Annotated in this window: 15 protein-coding genes; 5 read left to right on the forward strand and 10 right to left on the reverse strand. The window is 39.5% G+C overall.

Annotation, left to right across the window (positions count from 1 at the left end):
• Positions 1-37 precede the first annotated feature (37 nt).
• Entirely contained in the window at positions 38-928 is an 891-nt protein-coding gene (locus BM073_RS06705; RefSeq protein ID WP_091652298.1) for a dihydrodipicolinate synthase family protein, read from the reverse strand.
• 292 nt (positions 929-1,220) lie between these two features.
• Between BM073_RS06705 and BM073_RS06710 the strand changes: the two genes are divergently transcribed.
• Positions 1,221-2,090: an AraC family transcriptional regulator gene (locus BM073_RS06710; RefSeq protein ID WP_091652300.1), complete on the forward strand. Its 870-nt coding sequence runs from the start codon at positions 1,221-1,223 to the stop codon at positions 2,088-2,090.
• Between the two features lie 147 nt (positions 2,091-2,237).
• On the opposite strand, the gene BM073_RS06715 is transcribed toward BM073_RS06710, so the two are convergent.
• Positions 2,238-5,882 carry an ABC transporter permease/M1 family aminopeptidase gene (locus BM073_RS06715; protein WP_091652303.1) on the reverse strand — a complete coding sequence of 1,215 codons (3,645 nt, stop codon included), beginning with the start codon at positions 5,880-5,882 and terminating at the stop codon, positions 2,238-2,240.
• Between the two features lie 9 nt (positions 5,883-5,891).
• Entirely contained in the window at positions 5,892-6,779 is an 888-nt protein-coding gene (locus BM073_RS06720) for an ABC transporter ATP-binding protein (protein ID WP_091652309.1), read from the reverse strand.
• 204 nt (positions 6,780-6,983) lie between these two features.
• On the opposite strand from BM073_RS06720, the gene BM073_RS06725 reads away from it, so the two are divergent.
• The 3 genes from BM073_RS06725 (at position 6,984) to BM073_RS06735 (ending at position 10,539) form a co-directional block, all read left to right on the forward strand.
• Positions 6,984-8,213 (forward strand): VOC family protein, encoded by a 1,230-nt coding sequence (locus BM073_RS06725; protein WP_091652311.1) that lies wholly within the window; start codon positions 6,984-6,986, stop codon positions 8,211-8,213.
• Positions 8,214-8,462: 249 nt separating this feature from the next.
• Positions 8,463-8,666, forward strand: a complete 204-nt coding sequence (locus tag BM073_RS18220) for a GxxExxY protein (protein ID WP_245756386.1) — start codon at positions 8,463-8,465, stop codon at positions 8,664-8,666.
• Between the two features lie 190 nt (positions 8,667-8,856).
• Complete coding sequence (locus BM073_RS06735; protein WP_091652314.1) at positions 8,857-10,539, forward strand: DUF885 family protein; 1,683 nt, start codon at positions 8,857-8,859, stop codon at positions 10,537-10,539.
• Between the two features lie 82 nt (positions 10,540-10,621).
• Here the strand turns inward: BM073_RS06735 and BM073_RS06740 are convergent, their stop codons facing one another.
• From BM073_RS06740 to gltX, 7 genes are all read right to left on the reverse strand, one after another.
• The gene (locus BM073_RS06740) at positions 10,622-11,377 is read right to left on the reverse strand and encodes a Spy/CpxP family protein refolding chaperone (RefSeq protein WP_217643097.1); all 756 of its coding nucleotides are present in this window, start codon (positions 11,375-11,377) and stop codon (positions 10,622-10,624) included.
• 17 nt (positions 11,378-11,394) lie between these two features.
• Complete coding sequence (locus tag BM073_RS06745) at positions 11,395-11,706, reverse strand: hypothetical protein (RefSeq protein ID WP_091652316.1); 312 nt, start codon at positions 11,704-11,706, stop codon at positions 11,395-11,397.
• Entirely contained in the window at positions 11,696-12,190 is a 495-nt protein-coding gene (locus tag BM073_RS06750) for an RNA polymerase sigma factor (protein ID WP_091652319.1), read from the reverse strand. Before BM073_RS06750 ends, BM073_RS06745 begins: the two co-directional genes overlap by 11 nt.
• A 98-nt stretch (positions 12,191-12,288) precedes the next feature.
• Positions 12,289-12,954, reverse strand: coding sequence for an outer membrane beta-barrel protein (locus BM073_RS06755; RefSeq protein WP_091652322.1), 666 nt, complete (start codon positions 12,952-12,954; stop codon positions 12,289-12,291).
• A 31-nt stretch (positions 12,955-12,985) separates the two neighbouring features.
• Entirely contained in the window at positions 12,986-15,757 is a 2,772-nt protein-coding gene (locus BM073_RS06760) for a carboxypeptidase-like regulatory domain-containing protein (RefSeq protein ID WP_091652324.1), read from the reverse strand.
• Between the two features lie 99 nt (positions 15,758-15,856).
• A complete protein-coding gene (locus tag BM073_RS06765) occupies positions 15,857-16,060 on the reverse strand; it encodes a hypothetical protein (RefSeq protein WP_091653034.1) in 204 nt (67 codons plus the stop codon).
• Between the two features lie 10 nt (positions 16,061-16,070).
• Entirely contained in the window at positions 16,071-17,609 is a 1,539-nt protein-coding gene (gltX, locus tag BM073_RS06770; RefSeq protein ID WP_091652327.1) for a glutamate--tRNA ligase, read from the reverse strand.
• A 458-nt stretch (positions 17,610-18,067) separates the two neighbouring features.
• Here gltX and BM073_RS06775 point away from each other — a divergent pair, with 458 nt between their 5' ends.
• The gene (locus BM073_RS06775) at positions 18,068-18,406 is read left to right on the forward strand and encodes a hypothetical protein (protein WP_091652330.1); all 339 of its coding nucleotides are present in this window, start codon (positions 18,068-18,070) and stop codon (positions 18,404-18,406) included.
• Positions 18,407-18,455: the final 49 nt, after the last annotated feature.

Here is an 18,455-nt window from a genome sequence, read left to right on the forward strand (position 1 = left end):
AAGGAGTATTTAGAGGAATTCCTAATTTATTTCCTTTCTATATTTTCGGACGGTTTTGTATTCCATCCAAAATGATTTTTTCTATCCTTTCTCTTTCCTCCCCAATTAGAGTTAGTCTAGGAGCACGAACATGCTCAGAACCTATTCCACAATGGTGTTCAGCTAGCTTAATATACTGAACTAGTTTCGGATGAATGTCCAGTTCCAATAAAGGTAAAAACCATTGATAAATTTTTCTGGCTTCATCGATTTTACCCTCTTGAATCAAGTTATAAACAGCCACCGTTTCCTTTGGAAAAGCGCAAACCAAACCGGCAACCCAGCCAACTGCTCCCATTAGCAATTCTTCCATTGCCAATGTATCTACCCCACATAGAATTTTGAATCGGTCCCCAAAGCGATTATGCATACGGGTGACATTTGAGATATCTCTTGTAGATTCTTTGATTGCCTGGATATTTTCGCATTCCGCCAATTCTTCAAACATGTCCAGCGTTACCAAAGTCTTGTAATCTACCGGGTTGTTATAAATCATCATAGGCAACTGGGTAGAATTAGCAACTGCCTTGAAATAGGCAACTACCTCTCTGGCATCTGCTGCATAACGCATAGGAGGCAGGATCATCAGACCTGATGCTCCTAGATTTTCTGCTTCTTTTGCCCAAGCTATGGCATCTCTTGTAGCCCCTTCTGCGATATTCAGGATTACAGGAACTTTTCCTCCAATGTATTGAACAGTTTCTTTTGTCAGTTGTATTTTTTCTTCCTGAGACAAAACAGAACTTTCTCCCAAAGTTCCTCCCAGAATAATTCCATGAACCCCGGATTCCAATTGGAAATCCAGATTTTTAAAGAATAAATCCATATCCAAGGATCCATCTTTGTGAAACTTGGTAGTGACTGCGGGAAAAACGCCTTTCCAATTCATATGCTGTAAATATTTGATCTTTATTGGATCAAAGGTAGCTAAGAGCAAGTGGAAAGACTTTTACAGGATTAATCTATACTGATACTATATTGATTATATTTAAGATTATTAATTCACAATTGAATAATTTGATATTAATTTATGGATATCCGCTTTCTTACCATTATTGACAAAAATTCGGCTTCTTGTCTGCTGAAAAGATCAGAATCCGGAAGCTTCGGTCTTCCAACCTGTCAAGCAAGGAAAATAAGGCAACTGGCATGATTGCGGATAATCAGATATTAATATTTCAATGTCAAAAGTAATTTCCTTTCAGATACCTAAATCCCAAAAGGAGTTTATCCGGTTTCAACAAGACCGTGGAAATCATTTTTATGACAAGTTGCATCAACACCCCCAGCTACAACTCACCTTAATTCTAGAAGGGAAAGGGCAGTTTTTAAGCGGGGATTACGTGGGAAGGTTTGAGCCGGGAGATATCTTTTTTTTGGGAGAAAATGTGCCACATGTATTTAGGAGTGATCCAGAATATTTTGAAGCGGATTCGAATTTAAAGTCTGCCGGGAATACCCTGTTTTTTGATTTTCAGGCTTTAGGGGATTCTATTTTGGAGGTAGAAGACTTGCAGGGATTGCGAAGCTTAAGCCAAACCAAGGGAGCTTGTTTTCAGGTGTTAGGGGCTTGTAGAGATAAGTTAACTGGATTGATAGAGGAATTTGAAAGCTGCAATGGACTGTTCCGATTTCAGAAAGGATGGGAAATGTTAGCTGTTTTAGAGCAAGCAAAAGATGATCTAAGCCCCTTGAATCATGCTGAATTGAACTGGGGTTTGTCGGAGAAAGATGGCAGTAGGATGGACATTATTTTGCGCTTTTTACTGGAAAACAAAAACCGGACTATAAGGCTAGAGGAAGCAGCAAGTGTGGCATCGATGAGTAAGGAAGCTTTTTGTAGATTTTTCAAATTGAGAACGAGAAAAACATTTACCCAATACCTCAATCAATTGAGGGTAAATGAAGCATTGAAGCTTTTGGAAGAAACGGAGCTGGGAATTGCAGAAATTGCCTTTCAGGTAGGGTTTGAAAATCTATCCTATTTCAATAGGGCTTTTAGAAAAATCCAAGGGGAGACACCTTCTTATTTTAGACGAAAAAGAAACTAAAAGAGGCTGGTTCATAAATAGCTCTAGTGTCAGCCTGAGCGCCTGCCTGACGCAGGCAGGGAGTCGAAGGCCATGTCTATCGTTGTGTCCTACATTTCGACTTCGCTCAATGTGACAAATTGCACTTTTGAGACAGCCTCTTTTAAATCAGATTGAAATAGAAGTTGTATTATCATCAGGAACTCGATCAATCAGCTTATTGTAAGGGTCAATTCCTGCTTTCACAGGTACTCCTCCTTTTACCTTTATAGTGATTGTGGATGCTCCAGGTTTGATTTTATGCTTTTGGATATAGAGTGGATTAACTCGCGTTCTTCCATTTTCATCCTTATCCTCCGCTGCAAACACACCTATATCAATGTAATCAGCTTGATATTCAGCATTGGACTCTCTTCCTGTTTCGTCTGCATAGAGCTTTTGAGAGCGAATGTTTAGAGTAATCTCATATTCGTTATCTCCCAACTTTTTGGTGCTCACAGATTCTGCTCTATTATCATACAAGGTGATCTTATTCCAGGTATCGTCTAGATAGTATTGAATGCTATCAGGTGTAACTGCTTTAAGATGTCTGTATAAATCCGAACTTCCCGGGAAAGGAGGGCTTTGCCTCAAACCAAATTCCTTATTGAAGTTGTACAAAGCCGAATCCATTGCTTCCGCACCTATCAGATCCCGTAAGCCATAAAGAATCAAGCTACCTTTGTTGTACCATTGGTAAGGTCTGTTACAGTTGATGAAAACGTTCTCTTTTTTACTTTCATTTGATCGACCTCTCAAATAGTCGTCTAGTTCGTCTTTGAGGAATCGCTTCATATTGTCTTTCCCATATCTTCTTTCTGTGAGAATGAGTGCAGAAAATTCCGCCAAGGCCTCCGAAGTCAAATTGGAACCTCGGGTATAATTGGGGGTAATTTGATGTCCCCACCACTGATGAGCCAACTCATGCGCAGTCACGTAATAGACGTAATCGAAGTCATCAGGATTTTTGAAGTCGGCAACCCATCCAAAACTTTCGGAAAAGGGAACGGTATTCGGGAAGGACTGAGCAAATCCTGCGTAGCGAGGGAATTCCAATAATCTCATTTGCCTAAACTGGAAATTCCCATAAGTCTCCGAAAAATAGGTTAGCCCATCTTTGTAAGCCTGAAGGAAGCGGTCGAGATTGTAAGCATGCTTTTTATCATAAAAGATTTCAATATCTACTTTCTGACCATCCGGTAATTCAGCAACGTCTTTCAATACCTCATATTCTGCCGAAACAAAGGTGAAGAAGGCCTGAATGGGAGTATCCTGAATATAATGGAAATATCTTCGTCCGTTTTCTTCCCACTCCTTTTGCAAATAACCCGGAGCTACAGCAATCTGTGATGGAATGGTACTTACTACAGCTTCGAATTGAATGAAATCTGCATCGTCCGCAAACAAAAGGGTTCTTTTACCCTGAGGATCATCGTGAGGTGGCAGATCCTCCGGTTTTTCGGGAAGCTCGTATTTTCTTCTGTCTTCATCAGAGGAAATTTCCGCTTGTGAATTATAGCCAATTTCTGGAATACCCCCTGAGAAGAAAGTTCCGTTATAAACCAGTTCACGTCCATAACCAGAATTAGGGAATCCCTGATTGGTTGCCTTACTGATAATGGTAAAACTCAAAGTATCACCAGGCATCATAGTCTCTGGCAAAGCAGTAATTTTATACCATTCTCTTTCCGGTTTTCTACCAAAAATCTGAAATAATCTCGGCTTGAATTCTAATGGAAAGCGATGAGTTAAGGTATCTCCATTCAAAACAACCTTGAAATCATCCAAAGAGGTAGAGTTAAAATGAATTGAGTCTATTGGAGCTTCAGTTTTATTGACCAGTTCCACCTCTGCTGAGAAGTATGCATCACGCTCCAAAGGATAAAGATCTGCTTGAATAGTTACTTTGGTGTATTTGGGTTGAGGGATGCCTTCATATTTCTTTAGCTGCTTTTCATAAGCTACTTGCCTTCTTGTTCCTTCTTCTGGAGTCAGATAGCCATTTTCATAAACGACAGTTTGGTAGATATAGGCTCCTGATAAAATTGCCAAAAGGAGAAATGCGAATGAGGCTCTTGGTGCTAGGCTAGAAAGTCTGGATTTGGCTGTTTTCCATCTGCTTTTGAAAGAATTTTCAGTACCTCTTGAGAAGAAAATGCTGAAGAATAAAACCAAGAATATTCCCCAGGCAGTCCAGTATATATTGAACCAGAAAAGAGGTTCTCCAAAATGCCCCAAGCCATTCATGTCGCTCCAGGTATAACCTGGTTTATAGCTATAGAAAAACAGATTGAAATTATAATCTGCAAATCCTCTAAGAATTAACATCACCAACCAAATTCCAATAGCGGCTGCATGCCCGGCAAACTTATTGTTGACAACCAAATGAACGGCAAACACCAACATGACCATTTGCAAATAATCCGGTAACCCAATCAAGTAAGAGTCGGTGAGATAGACTCCTAAATCGTAATTGAAATACCCTTTAAGAGTCTGGACAATGATGCCCACAAAAATTGGGATGGTAGTTAAAATCAGACAGATGAATGCCATTCCCAAAAACTTGGAGGCAATGACTACCGTGTCCTTAACAGGGAAAGTATCATTGATTACAGAGTAGCCTGTGGCTTTATCTCTGTGTAAACTTTCTCCGGTGAAAAACACGATTATGATGAACACAAAGAGGTTGTAATCGAAAGTTTTGTACTCCATCAAAAAACTGGTGGATGGAAGGTTTGGCACAGAGTAAAGAGTAATTCCAATCCAAAAATCCAATATCAGAAATATCAATCCACCCAATAAGATGGATTTGAAATAAACATCTTTGGAAATATTTTGGATTTCGATTTTGGTCAAGGTTTTTAAACTGCTCCACTGATAGGCCTTGGAAAAGTCTGAGACTGACTCGATTTTTCCCTGAATAAATCCTTTTTCCTTTACTTCTTTCTCCTTGCTTTTCTTCTGAGAAGTTTGGAAAAAATAATTGAAGCTAAACCTAAAATAGGAGGCTACGAAAAACACTAAGCCTACCGCCATCCAAAGCAACCTGTTCAACAATAGGTTTCCTTCAAGAGGAAGAAAATAGCTGTTTTGCTCAAAAGGAGTTAAGTAACGAGTTTCATAGGCAAAGGAGTTGAGGCCAAAAGGGTCGATCAGTTGGACAATGTTTTTGTTCTCAATATCCTGAGCCAGAAAATTTGCTAATAGGTAAGCGATAAAAATCACTATTCCTCCTGTATAAATGGAGCGGATATTCCTAGTGAAAATAATCAATGAGAAAAATAAGGATCCGGCCAACCAAAGGTTTGGAACCAATAAGGTAAACCAAGGCTGTAAATAATTCACCAAGGAATTAGGACCATATCGCTCTACGTCAGTTCCGAATGCTGGACCCAAAAGGCTGCCCAGATAAACCCCCAACAAGGCTCCAGAAGAAATGAATAATAAGGTCAAAAATGAACCCCAAAATCTTCCCATGAAATAGCCAAATTTGGATATAGGATAACTGAACATAAAGGTAGCTGTCTTATGCTCCAAATCCCTGTAAAGGGGTACTCCCATTACCGCTGACGCAATTAAAATCCCAAAAATTGAGATCAATAATAGGAGGTTGGCGATTACAATTGGGGCATTATGAAATACCTTTTCTGAAGCCGGAGTGTTCCCCGTTCCAATTAGAATCAAGGCAACTACAAATAATAAAAGAAAATAAATCCATGTTGCCGGTCTCGTAAATCTGTACTTTAATTCGAAAAGAAAGATGTCCTTAAACATAGCGCAAGATTAAATAGTGATAGGATCTACTTTTTTCGAAATAAAGCTGAAGTATACATCTTCTAAATCTGCCTGACTTGGTTCAAAACCATTTCCGGGAGCTGCTTCACTTTCCACACGCAAGCTTAATTTGCCTTCAATAAGCTTGGTAGAGATCACATGGTAATCCTGGCGATATTGATCTAATTCACTTTTATCAATGGATTTTTTATAAATTTTTCCTTGTACCATAGCTAAGCCATCTTTGGGTTTTCCCTGCATCAGTAATTCTCCCATGCAAATGATGGCCATATTGGAACAAAGGGTATTTACATCTTCGACGATGTGTGTAGAAAGAATCACGATAGTATTTTCTCCGATTTCGGAAAGTAAATTGTAAAAGCGGTTTCTTTCAGATGGATCTAATCCTGCTGTAGGTTCATCAACTATGATCAGACTTGGGTTTCCAACAAGTGCTTGAGCGATTCCAAATCGCTGTCTCATACCTCCAGAGTAAGTCCCTAAGCCTTTCTTTCTATCCTTATACAAGTTCACCCTATTCAATAGTGAAGCTACCAGCTCCTTTCGCTCAGATTTATTTCCAATTCCCTTCATCTGCGCAATATGATCCAGCATAGTCTCAGCATTGATTCTAGGGTATAAGCCGAAATCCTGAGGGAGATATCCCAAGCGTTCCCTTACCGACTGTTTATCCTGAAGTACATCAATCCCATCCAGAGAAATGCTTCCTTCATCAGCATCCTGAAGAGTAGCTATCGTACGCATTAAAGTTGACTTTCCAGCGCCATTTGGACCTAATAATCCAAACATTCCCTGTGGGATGGTGAGAGAGATATCATTGAGAGCTTTCACTCCATTGGAGTAAGTTTTGGAGAGGTTTTGAATAATGAGTTCCATAAAAAGAGTTAGGGTTTAGTATAAAGGAATGTAAATTTTGGTTTAGTACGGGAAAACAATTTAATAATTTGATTTTTACTATGTTGTAAGAATTTAGTATTGCAGATTATAATCCTTAGATGCATAAAAGTGAAGGATGGATGCAGTGAAGGTTAAAAGTTTTTCTTACTAGCTTTATCTTGCACAATAAAACAAAGCACCCAAATGAATTTTAGACTCCGTGGTTTAGCCTTTTTCGTTTTACTCTTTGTATCAGTTTCCTGTACCAAACGCGAGTTTCTCAAAGAATCCGGTCAAGTGGAGGCGTTTGCCGAAATGGTGGCAGCGGATGTCAAGCCTTTGGCTTTAGGCCCTTTGATGTCTAAGGCAGAAATGGATCTTTTTATGCCCGAAGCAGAGAGATTAGCAGAGAAATATCAAATTAGTTTTTTCAGAGAATCAGAGTTAGTTAAAACGAAATTGTTTCCTCAGGATATAGCAGAAGGAAAAGAAGTTCTGATTTTGTACAAGGGAACGACCTTATCAAACTATGAGGATTTGAAAAAGCGGCTAGCATCTACTTCAGATGAAAAAGAAATCAGGGACTTGAGTCGGCGTTTCGGTAGACTTTTGGGCTATCCCTCATCAAAAATAAATGATTTGTTGGCTGAAAATTCTGAATTCAGGGACTTGGAAGATTTTCAGATTCAGGGACAGGAGTTGATCTGGTTCTATCAAGATTTGAATAAAGCAAAAGGTTTTTATGCCGAAAAATTGGGTTTGAAGCTACTGGAGGAGAATGCAAGCTCTGCTACTTTTCAGATAGCAGGAGATTCCCGCTTGGTTCTGAAAAGTGTGGCCGATTCGGAATATTCTGGTCAGGAAGCTAAATCGGTGGCTTTGGCATTATTGACCGATAATTTAGAGGCATGGTATGAGCATGTTCAGAAGGAAAATATTCCTGTAAAATATACACTCAAACAAAACCCAGAAGGGGCTCATGATGGATTTGTAGCGATTGATCCGGAAGGCTATTTATTGGAATTTGAAATGTTTCTTCAGCATCCTGAAAATGAAATTTTAATGCCCGAATTGCAGAGCCTAGAGCCTCAGTCAACCAAATTGGGGTCGAATTTGAATTTTTATGGCTCAGTCACTTGGCTTTATTACAAGGATATGCTTCCTATGGAGATTTTTATGACCGAAAAACTGGGTTTGAGATTGTCTGCAGATCAAGGTTGGGCTAAGATTTACCGGGTTTCGGAGAACAGTTATTTGGGATTAGTAGACGAAAAGCGGGGGATGAATAGTTTTGCCGAGGAGAAATTGGTGGAGGTGAAATTTGACTTGAAGGATGCGAATGGTTGGGAGGAATACTTGGAGAAAACTTCTGTGGATTCTACTCGCATAAAGAATACTTTCAAAGACCTTGGCGGGTATTTATTTCGGTTCTGATCTCAATGAAGAAAAAATTTTTACCGCATAGGGATCATAGAAATCATAGACTAAAAACTATAGTTTAAACTACGTTTCTAATTTTTTTTATTTTAATTTAATGGGGGTATGAACTACACCCAGAAATCTTTAGACGAACTGACTTACCAAGTTTTAGGCGCGGCAATTCATGTACATAAGTTTTTAGGCCCTGGTCTTTTAGAAAGTGTTTAGCATCAATGCCTTATCGCAGAGTTTGACTATCGATCTATTAATTATAAATCGGAACTATCAGTTCCAATAGTTTATCGGGGTCAGCAATTAGAAACCTTGTTAAGATGTGATTTTTTAGTGGAAGGAGTTTTGGTTCTAGAACTCAAGTCAGTTAATGAGATTTTGCCTATTCACCAAGCCCAGCTAATGAATTACATGAATCTTCTGAGAGCCCCTAAGGGTATCCTTGATCAATTTTAATGTGATTAACCTTTTCCAGCAAGGCCAAAAGACTTTTATCAATAAATACTTTGAAAAATTGGATCGTTTCTAATTCTATGTTTTCTATCGTTCCTATGCGGTTTTAAAAATGCCTATGTGGTTAAACTTAAATAGTAACCTTGGAGTTTTTTGGTATTTTAGACTTTGAACCACCAAGCTCAATTCTATTATGAAAAAAACACTCTTAGTTTTTCTATTTGTTTGCTTTAGTTTTTGGGTGCAGGCCACAGAATTGGCCAATATGATCACCACCTATCAAGCGGATAGGGGAGCACTGGGGCGATTATATACCAATAGACTTTCGGATGAATATTTTGAACGCATGCAAGCATTCAATCAGGAATACTTGGATGCTTTACAAAGCTACAATTACGAGGCATTCTCTGAGGATGGTAAAATAGACTATGTGCTTTTCAGAAATTATCTCGAGACTCAGTTGGCAGAAATACAACTTGAAAAAAGGGATTTTGATGCGATCAAAAACGTGGTTGAATTCGGCAGTCCTTTGCATGCATTCGTAGTGGATAGAAGAAGAGCCAAGCAACCCAATTCTCAAGCTTTGGCAGCAAGCTGGAATCAGGTAGCCAACCAAATTGATACGCAATTAAAGACTTTACCGACTACCTCCAAGTACAATTCTTGGCAAAAAGCCGATTTGGCTGCTTCCGCTGTGGAAAGCTTAAACCGTGTGGTAGGAGAGGCTTATAATTTTTACTATGATTATGATCCGCAATTTACTTGGTGGATGCCTGAGCCTTGGAAGAGATTGGATGCTTCCATGAAGGCCTATGCCAAAGCCTTGAGAGAGCATTATACCAATTCAGTGAAGGATGATGGAAGTGGGATCATCGGAAAACCTATAGGGCGAGAAGCTCTGCTAAATCAATTGGCTTTTGAAATGATCGCTTATACTCCTGAGGAGTTGATTGCTGAAGCGGAAAAGCAATTTGCCTGGTGTGAAAAAGAAATGCTCAAAGCCTCCAATGAATTGGGTTTTGGGAATGATTGGAAAGCAGCATTGGAGATGGTCAAAGAAACCTATTTACCCGAAGGAGCTTGGCCGGAAGAAGTAGTAAGATTGGGCAATGAGGCAATTGACATCATGGAAAAAAATGATTGGATTACCGTGCCAGAATTGGCCAAAGAAACCTGGAGAACATCCATGATTTCTGCAGAAAGGCAGCGAGTAAGTCCCTTCTTTTTGGGGGGAGAGGTGATTCAGATTTCCTATCCTACCTCCGAAATGAGTCATGAGGAAAAAATGATGTCTATGCGAGGAAATAATCCTCACTTTTCCAGAGCTACAGTTCAGCATGAATTAATTCCCGGACACCACCTGCAGCAATTTATGAATCAGCGCTACATGACTCACAGGCGTTTATTCCGAACTCCATTTTGGACGGAAGGATGGGCCTTGTATTGGGAATTTGTCCTATGGGATAGAGATTTTCCGAGAGATGCAAAAGACAAGGTAGGTATGCTGTTTTGGAGAATGCACCGTTGCGCACGGATTATCTTTTCTCTCAACTATCATTTAGGAAAAATGACACCTCAGGAATGTATTGATTTATTGGTAAATCGAGTTGGTCATGAATATGCCAACGCCGAGGCAGAGGTAAGGAGGTCTTTTGAAGGAAGCTACGGACCGCTTTATCAGATTGCTTATATGATTGGTGCTTTGGAGTTTTATTCCTTGAGAAAAGAAATGGTGGATTCCGGAAAAATGGATGAGAAAGCCTTTCACGACATGATCATGCAGCAAAATACCATGCCCGTGGAAATTTTAAGAGCGAAAGTGACTGGAAGACCTCTATACAAAAATCACAAAGCCAGTTGGAAGTTTTTGAATTGATTGTTAATTAAATCCTTTGAGGGTTGTGAGCATAAAAAAAGGAGGCTGAATGGCCTCCTTTTTTACTTTATGTCTTGCCTGATTATTTAATCTTAACCTTTGCTCCCTTTTTGAGGGTGATAATGATTACTCCATTTTTGCCTTTATCTCCGTACACTTCTGTGGCACTATTACCTTTCAGCACAGTGATACTTTCAATATCATTAGGATTGATATCAAGCTGCTCCATAGAAGACTTTTCCATAGTTCCTGCATCTGAATTGATGACAAAAAGGGGTTGATCACTGCTAGCTTCCCCAGCCACTACCACATTCACTTTCGAATTTGGAGAAAATCCAGAATAGGTACTATATGCAGATTGGCCCGATCTCGTTTGTCCAGTACCACGAAGTCCACTAGCTATTGATCCGCGTACAGAAGTTGAAGGGCTAATACTGGAATAGCCTAACACCCGAGTTTGTCCCATCTGTTTGATTTGCTCCTCTGTCAATTCGTTTTTGATGGCAACCAAAGAGCTCAGCTGCTTTTTCTTCAATTGATTTTCGAGCTGTAATACCTTGTCTAATTGTTTATTAACAGCTAAGGCATCTACTTTAGGCAATTGAAGCATCTTTTCCAATTTGGCGTTGGCTTCATCTAAGTCCCATTTTAGGGTAGAGAATTCTCCAGCATTTTCTGCATGGATTTTTTTGATCTTAGTGGCTTGGGCATCAGTCAGGTTGATTTTCTCCCGTGCCTCCATGATTTGGTCGGCCGAGTATAAATTCTTTTTGAAAATATCCTGGGCCATCATGATAGAAGAAAGCAGGAAAAGGGGGATGATTAATAGGTTTTTCATAGGTAAGTTGGTTTAGCTTAGAATTCTGTTAGTAATGAGGAGGTGCTTGACTCCCAAACATCGATGTATGCCTTTTCTTCTATAATCAATGTTTGCTGCTGATATTCATTCTCTTGAAGAGAAATGATGATTACCTCATTGGGCGCTTCTTTGGCTGGTTCTTGTTGATACCATAATAATCCTCCAACGAGTAAGGATGCAGCTATTCCCATTGGGAACCACCAATTAAAGGTACTCACCTTTGTTTCAGGGAATTCAGGGATAGGAAGGTTTTGATCTTGCTTTTTCATTTCAGAGAAAAAGCCTTCTATCAGTTGATCATTTTCCATGATATTCCAGTATTTGGGATTTTAAGATTAATTCTTTGAGTTTCTTTTTTCCGCGCTCGTAATGAGTTCGGGCCGTTCCAAGGCTGATTTGAAGGATCTCAGCACTTTCAGCAATGGTCATTTGGTGGTAAAAAACCGAAGTAATGACTTCTCTTTGCATTGTCGGAAGTTGGCTGAGAATTGCCTCAAAATTCAATTCTTCTGTATCCTTTTCAGGTTCTATAAAATCATCCTTTTCTCCTAAGGCCTGCAGTCTATTTCCTTTTCTCAATGAATCTATGCAAGTATATCGGATGATTGAAAAAAGCCAGGTTTTAACCTTAGTAGCATCTTTTAGCTTAGCTTTTCCTTCAAGGATTTTGAGATAAGATTGCTGAAGCATGTCTTTAGCGAGTTCATCATCAAATTGACAGCATTGCCTTGCCCAGATATAGGCTTCCCGATGATGAAGCTTTAAGATATGTTCGAGCTGTGACCGATTCATTTACATCCTTTAGTCGGGTAAAGAGAGGAATATATGACAGAACGAAAGGAAAAAAATTAAGATTTTTAAAAAGGTTGAAAACCAATTACTTGAATCGTCTATTTCTTAGTCTTAGGATCTCTTACTCTAAACAAATACGCGAGTGAAAACTCTAAATTTGTAGAATTCATGTCGAAAATCCTGTCCTGACTCTCAGGATTGGTGAAGTCATAAGAAAAACGAACCTCTCCCGAAATAGTGCTCTTGCCAAATAGTTTGGAAACCCCTGTTCCACCGGTAAGTCCATACATAAATCGATTCGGCTTGTCGTCGGCTCCCCCATAAGTGGGAATCACAGGTGTATTAGGGTTGCTGATTTGCCTTTGAACCTCATTAGCTTTCATCAGATAACCAAAATGAGGGCCCATTTTGATTTGAAATCTCCCACTTCTTCCGGCAAAAAAACTGGCTAGTAATGGGAATTTCAAGTATTCAAACTCTGTCCTATTGACTAGAATGGGCTCATCTTCTCCATTGACCTGCTGAAAGCCTAAAGTGATCCATTGGATATTCAGTTCAATCCCAGCGTTTTTTGAATTAAAATGCTCTACGACCAAGGCAAAAGTGGGCTTACCTACACTCTCGGTGCTGATAGCCCGAAAATTTGCTGCAGGCCTGTATGAATAAGAGGAAGTCGCATAGCCAGCTCTAAACCCAACACTTGTTTGGGAGTATCCAAAATGACTGAGAAAAATTAAAAAAGAAAGCAGGATGAATTGACGCATGTGCAAAATTAAGGATTAACCAACCAAATAACTATTTGGGATTGATGATGAAAGTTCCGGAAACCGGCTCTCCATTGATTCCAAGACCCCTCACCTCCACAGTCATCGGGCCAGCTAGATCATTGGTGTAAAAACTGATGCTAACTTTTCCGGATTCATCAGTTACTAGGTAAGGATTCCAGTAAAGTGTTTGTCTTTGATCCTTCCCGCTGAAATCTTTTTCTTGTTCATAATCCATGTAAAAGAAGGACTTGACTGGTTCATAGCCTTCGATCACAAATTGGGACAAGCCTACTGAAGGCATCAAAGGGGATGAGATGTTTTGATTTCCTTCTTTGAGATAAACAGCTATTACTCCATTTCTTCCTTGATCACCAAGCATAGATACAGTTCTGGAAACGACCTCAATTCTATCAATATCATTGGGATTGATACTTCTAAGGTTGTCTGCGGCAGTTGAACTTCCTGTACTGGCCATAATTGCACCATTGATCATGACCAAGGGTTCCATGGAGCTGCTTACTGAAGTAGCTCCACCTCTCAAACGTATTTGCTGTCTTCCAGAGGCACCCTCTAGGGTTACCCGCATGCCCGGAACATTCCCTGCCAAGCTATTGACTAAATCAACTGAATTTCCGGTTGCCATGATTTTATCACCGCTAACCACATAGTCAGCATTTCCATAAATAGCCTCAGTCTTGGTCGCTTTTTTATCTTCTACCAATACAGGTTCCAATTCCTGCTCTCTTTCGCGGAGAGTGATTTCCCGGATAGGTGTATCACTTTTTTCAATCGGAGGAAATATGCTGTTTTTTGGTAAAGAGACAGGTGCATTCAGTTCCGGCTCCAACTGAATATTAGAAATGTTCTTTCCTTTTTTGTCCTGAGCCTGAATTGCAATCTTCATAGGACCGTAGAATTCCATTTCCTCCAAAGAAAAATCCCCATTTCGATCTGACTCTAGATCTACAATTCCTTCAAAATCATTGATGAAAACAGTTACCTGACTTTGTACTCCTTTTCCTTTTTCGTCCAGTACTTTTCCTTTTTGGGATAGGGATTTTTCTACTGGATAGGAAAAGCGATCAATTTTGATGCTTTCTGGAATCTCATCCAAGACTAAAGTCTGTTTGATTTTAGCAGGATCCTCCATAGGGGACACCAAACTTTGATCTAAAACTGATACCGATAAGTTGGCTTGAATTGGCTTTTGATTTTTATCGGTAAGAGTCAAAGTCAAGCTTACTTTTTCCCTAGGGCCATAGCTATTTTTAGGGGTATTGACTTGAACATATTCCGAGCCCAGGGTCAGTTCCCCTTTAGCATTAAGCCTCTCAAAAGGACCTAAAACAGGAAGGGTCTTAATAAAGTAATGATCCGGGCCGTAATTTTTATTCCAGTTGGTGTAGGCTCGCAGGAAATATTTTTCCTCCGATAAACTATCCGGTAGGTAAAAATTTCCCACTACTACTCCATCAAAAATTTTGAATTTTTTCTCAATGACAAAGTCCCTAGTAGAATTCAATAATTCCACATGCAGGACTTTGCTCAATTCCTCTTTTAGGTAAGGATTTCCATACTTAAAGTAAGCCTTGAAAAACACCTCATCTCCAGCATAGTAATAAGGTTTATCCGTATGCAGGTAGACTTTCTCCTGAAAATTAGATGCAGTTCTTTCTAAATTTTGAAGTTGTATGGCTTTCTCAGCATCGTAATCTAAGGGTAGGATAGTAGCGATCCTTTTCCTATCCATATCTCCGGAGAAAACCAGGTCCTGTGGATTGAGAATTGATCCATTTTCCCGAACCCGAACTTTTCCTCCATTTACCTCCAGCCAGGAAACCGGATATGGGGCATCTTTGTAGGTGTTGATTTGTGTATATCCTTTTTGATAATGAATCTCAATTCTGCCTTTCAGATTAATCCAATATTCCCCTGGCTTGTCAGCGGGCACCACCATTTGATCAGTTTTGTAAGGGATTACCGAGCGACCCAATTCATTCGCAAAAATATCTGAGCGCATGTTGAGAGAAGGAGAGCCTCCTGGTTTATCTCCATAAAGGAAAAAGCCTTCCCTTTCCTGCTCTCCATTGATGATAGCCCGGAACATGTTCTGAGGGGACTTTCTGTAGACGTCGGCACGGTTTTGTTCCCAAGTTTTGCGCTGGGTTTCCGACTCAGGTTTCATCTCCTCAAATCTTGCCGCCCCTGCTATTTTATAATTGGTGGGAGTATTGAAAAACTCCTTTAAGTCAAAGGTGATTTTATACCCTAGATAATTATTGTTGATTTCGAGAGGGAGCTGTGTGGAGGCCTGAAAGCTGTTTTTATCAGCTACCTCAGGAAAGTCTACCACCCAAGGATTTTCAATAATTGCCTGCGATGCTATTGCATCATTTCCTAGAAACAGGTTTTGAAATTTTCTCAAATCCCTTTCCCAATTCTTATCTCGTTTTGCTTTGATTTCTACATCTGAAAGCTCCGTTTCCAAGGCCCTCATACTTAGGTTTACCGTCAATATTCCTCCGGGATTCAAGCCGACTTTTTTGGTTTCGGCTTGGTAGCCTAAAAAGGAAAAGCTCAGTTCTAAAGCCCCTGGCTCCAGGTTCTCCAATAAATAAGCTCCATCCATATCTGTGACGGTGGAGATAGTGGTATTATTGATAAAAACATTACAAAAAGGCAAAGTCTCACCTGTGTCAGCATCTTTGACAATGCCTTTGATACTGCCTGTTTGGGAATAGGTTAAGGAAGCATTTAGAATCAATAACAAAAATAGAATGAGTGGTTTTCCTGCCTTCATCTGATTTGTCGAAATTATTAGGTAAAGTTTAAAAGTAATTAGTTTGCAGATAATTATCTTTAAAAGAAATGAAAAAAAGCTCCTAAATGGAGCTTTTTTTCATTTCTTGGTTTTTTTAACATCGTCTAAATCATCTCGATCTTTCAACTTTTTGTCTTCCACATTTTTATTCAAAAACTCGTTGATTTTATCGATAGGAAAGGAAGAATTAATCTCCCCGAATGAGTTGATTTCCATTTTGAAACCTTTCAGTTCATCGTGAACCTTTGGGTCTTCTTTTTTGGTTTTTTTCTTTTTAGCCATGACTTGAATTTTATCCTGCAACAGGAAGGCTTTCAATCGCAAACTTGATTCTAGTTGCTACTTCCTTAGCTCCTAAGATAGCAAATATCTCCATCAAATCCGGTCCTGCACCTGCACCTGTGACTGCCAGTCTTACTGCTTGCATTACTTTTCCCAACTTAACTTCCACAGCAGCGGCCGAATTTTCCAATAGGGACTTGGCGGTTGCCCCGTCAAAATCGCCAGAATGAGCCTCTATACTTCCTGCATAGTGCTCCAACACTTTGACTGCATCTTCATTCCATTTTTTACTGGCTACCTGCTCGTCAAATGAGGTTGGAGCGATTAGCAAGAATTTATTTTCACTCCACATTTCAGATGCGAACGTTACTCGCTCTTTTGTCAAAGCGACGATAGCCTCTGCCTTTTCCTGAGAAAGCTCCATGCCATCATTGGCTGCATCGGCAATTACCTGTGAAGCCAATTCCTGGTTGGATTTGGTACGGATGTATTGCTCATTATACCATTTTGCTTTAGCGATGTCGAATTTTGTTCCGGCCTTACCGATTCTTTCTATGCTAAATGCTTCTATCAATTCTTCTTTGGAAAAAATCTCGCGCTCATCTCCGGGATTCCATCCCAAGAATGCCAGGAAGTTTAATAGGGCTTCAGGAAGATAGCCTTGCTCTCTAAAACCTGCAGCCGTTTCTCCGCTTTCCTTATTTTCCCAATTGAGTGGGAAAACAGGGAACCCTAACTTATCGCCATCTCTTTTGGATAGTTTTCCATTACCATCTGGTTTAAGAAGGAGTGGCAGATGTGCAAATTCCGGCATGGTGTCTTCCCAACCGAAGAATTTATAAAGTAGCACGTGCAGTGGAGCTGATGGTAGCCATTCTTCTCCTCTGATGACATGCGTAATATCCATCAAATGATCATCCACGATGTTTGCAAGGTGATAGGTTGGCATCCCGTCAGACTTCATCAATACTTTATCATCCAAAGTACTGGAATGAACCATCACCCATCCTCGAATCAGGTCATTCATTCTGACCTCTTCTTTTCGAGGGATTTTCACCCGAATGACATAAGGTTCACCTGATGCTAAGCGCTCTTTCACCTCTTCTTCAGAGAGCGTCAGAGAGTTTTTCATTTGGGTTCGGGTAATGCTGTTATACTGAGGTGTCACCACTCTGGCAGCTGTTAGTCTTTCCCGCATAGCTTCCAGTTCCTCTGCTGTATCAAAAGCATAGTAGGCATGTCCCTTTTCCACTAAGTCCAAAGCGTACTGCATATAGTCAGCCTTTCGCTCAGATTGGCGATAAGGGGCTACCGAACCTGGATTCCATGGGCTTTCATCTGGAGCTATCCCCAACCATTCCAAAGAGTCTTTGATGTACTCCTCTGCACCAGGAACAAATCTATTCTGATCTGTATCTTCTATTCTCAAGAGGAATTTACCTCCCGTTTTTTTGGCAAAAAGGTAATTGTATAGGGCGGTTCTTACACCTCCAATATGCAAGGGCCCTGTGGGTGAAGGGGCAAATCGTACGCGAACTTCTCTACTCATGGAATTGTGTTTCTAGTCTGAAAACAGGCTATTTGATATAAAGTTTTTCAAATCAGGGTGCAAAGATAAGGATTTGTGTGCCTTTCCATAAGTCGGAAGTCTATAATCTCTTAGGGTCTGAAAATTTACCTTCCTGTTAAAACGTCTTCTTTAAAAAAAGCAAATTTAAGACGAAGGGGTTTAAGATCAGAATTATTCGCTGTCAAAGATCCTATAATTAAACTACCGAGGTACAAAATTTTATTTTTTATTAATTCAAAAAACAAAATAATCAAAGGTTCTAATGGGGCCAAATCGGGTTGAAATTCATATATTTTGTACTATTCAAAGACTAAAGATCAGTAAATAAAAGGGTTGTGATTTTTCCTTTTTAGAAAAGATTAGGTGAAAATAATTAATTAGTTTACCTTTGAGGCACGAAACCAAATCAATTATTAATTAATGCAAAAAAATAAGTAATGAACTTAAAAAATAACAAAAAAACACAAAAAATCACAAAAATATTTTTTTTGTTGATGATGGTATTGACATTTTCATGCGTTGAAAATGAAAACCTACCAATGAATCAAAATCAGGAGCTAATTATTGATTCTGAGGAAAGCAGTTTAGAATATGGTTTCAAAATGGTTTCTCAATCTGGGCTTAAATTAGCATCTGCACTATCTTTTGATAAATGTTATACTATTCGAAATAATGTTAATGGAATAGATGAAGGTTTTGGCTACTATGGTAATACTACCCTTCCTAAATATGGAATGGGTAATGTGAGGTTTTATTTTACACTTGAAACATTATGATAAGTTTAAAATTTCGAGTATTCCTATCGTTTTTTTGTGGTTTGGTTAC

This window comes from Algoriphagus ornithinivorans (assembly GCF_900115305.1).
GTDB classification, from domain to species: domain Bacteria; phylum Bacteroidota; class Bacteroidia; order Cytophagales; family Cyclobacteriaceae; genus Algoriphagus; species Algoriphagus ornithinivorans.

What these genes read in the sequence shown, in the direction of transcription:
- BM073_RS06750 (WP_091652319.1), bottom strand. Translation starts at nt 12,190, where the DNA reads ATGAATCGGTCACAGCTCGAACATATCTTAAAGCTTCATCATCGGGAA.
- BM073_RS06760 (WP_091652324.1), bottom strand. Translation starts at nt 15,757, where the DNA reads ATGAAGGCAGGAAAACCACTCATTCTATTTTTGTTATTGATTCTAAAT.
- BM073_RS06735 (WP_091652314.1), top strand. Translation starts at nt 8,857, where the DNA reads ATGAAAAAAACACTCTTAGTTTTTCTATTTGTTTGCTTTAGTTTTTGG.
- BM073_RS06720 (WP_091652309.1), bottom strand. Translation starts at nt 6,779, where the DNA reads ATGGAACTCATTATTCAAAACCTCTCCAAAACTTACTCCAATGGAGTG.
- BM073_RS06745 (WP_091652316.1), bottom strand. Translation starts at nt 11,706, where the DNA reads ATGGAAAATGATCAACTGATAGAAGGCTTTTTCTCTGAAATGAAAAAG.
- BM073_RS06755 (WP_091652322.1), bottom strand. Translation starts at nt 12,954, where the DNA reads ATGCGTCAATTCATCCTGCTTTCTTTTTTAATTTTTCTCAGTCATTTT.
- BM073_RS06740 (WP_217643097.1), bottom strand. Translation starts at nt 11,377, where the DNA reads ATGAAAAACCTATTAATCATCCCCCTTTTCCTGCTTTCTTCTATCATG.
- BM073_RS06765 (WP_091653034.1), bottom strand. Translation starts at nt 16,060, where the DNA reads ATGGCTAAAAAGAAAAAAACCAAAAAAGAAGACCCAAAGGTTCACGAT.
- gltX (WP_091652327.1), bottom strand. Translation starts at nt 17,609, where the DNA reads ATGAGTAGAGAAGTTCGCGTACGATTTGCCCCTTCACCCACAGGGCCC.
- BM073_RS06710 (WP_091652300.1), top strand. Translation starts at nt 1,221, where the DNA reads ATGTCAAAAGTAATTTCCTTTCAGATACCTAAATCCCAAAAGGAGTTT.
- BM073_RS06715 (WP_091652303.1), bottom strand. Translation starts at nt 5,882, where the DNA reads ATGTTTAAGGACATCTTTCTTTTCGAATTAAAGTACAGATTTACGAGA.
- BM073_RS06725 (WP_091652311.1), top strand. Translation starts at nt 6,984, where the DNA reads ATGAATTTTAGACTCCGTGGTTTAGCCTTTTTCGTTTTACTCTTTGTA.
- BM073_RS06775 (WP_091652330.1), top strand. Translation starts at nt 18,068, where the DNA reads ATGAACTTAAAAAATAACAAAAAAACACAAAAAATCACAAAAATATTT.
- BM073_RS06705 (WP_091652298.1), bottom strand. Translation starts at nt 928, where the DNA reads ATGAATTGGAAAGGCGTTTTTCCCGCAGTCACTACCAAGTTTCACAAA.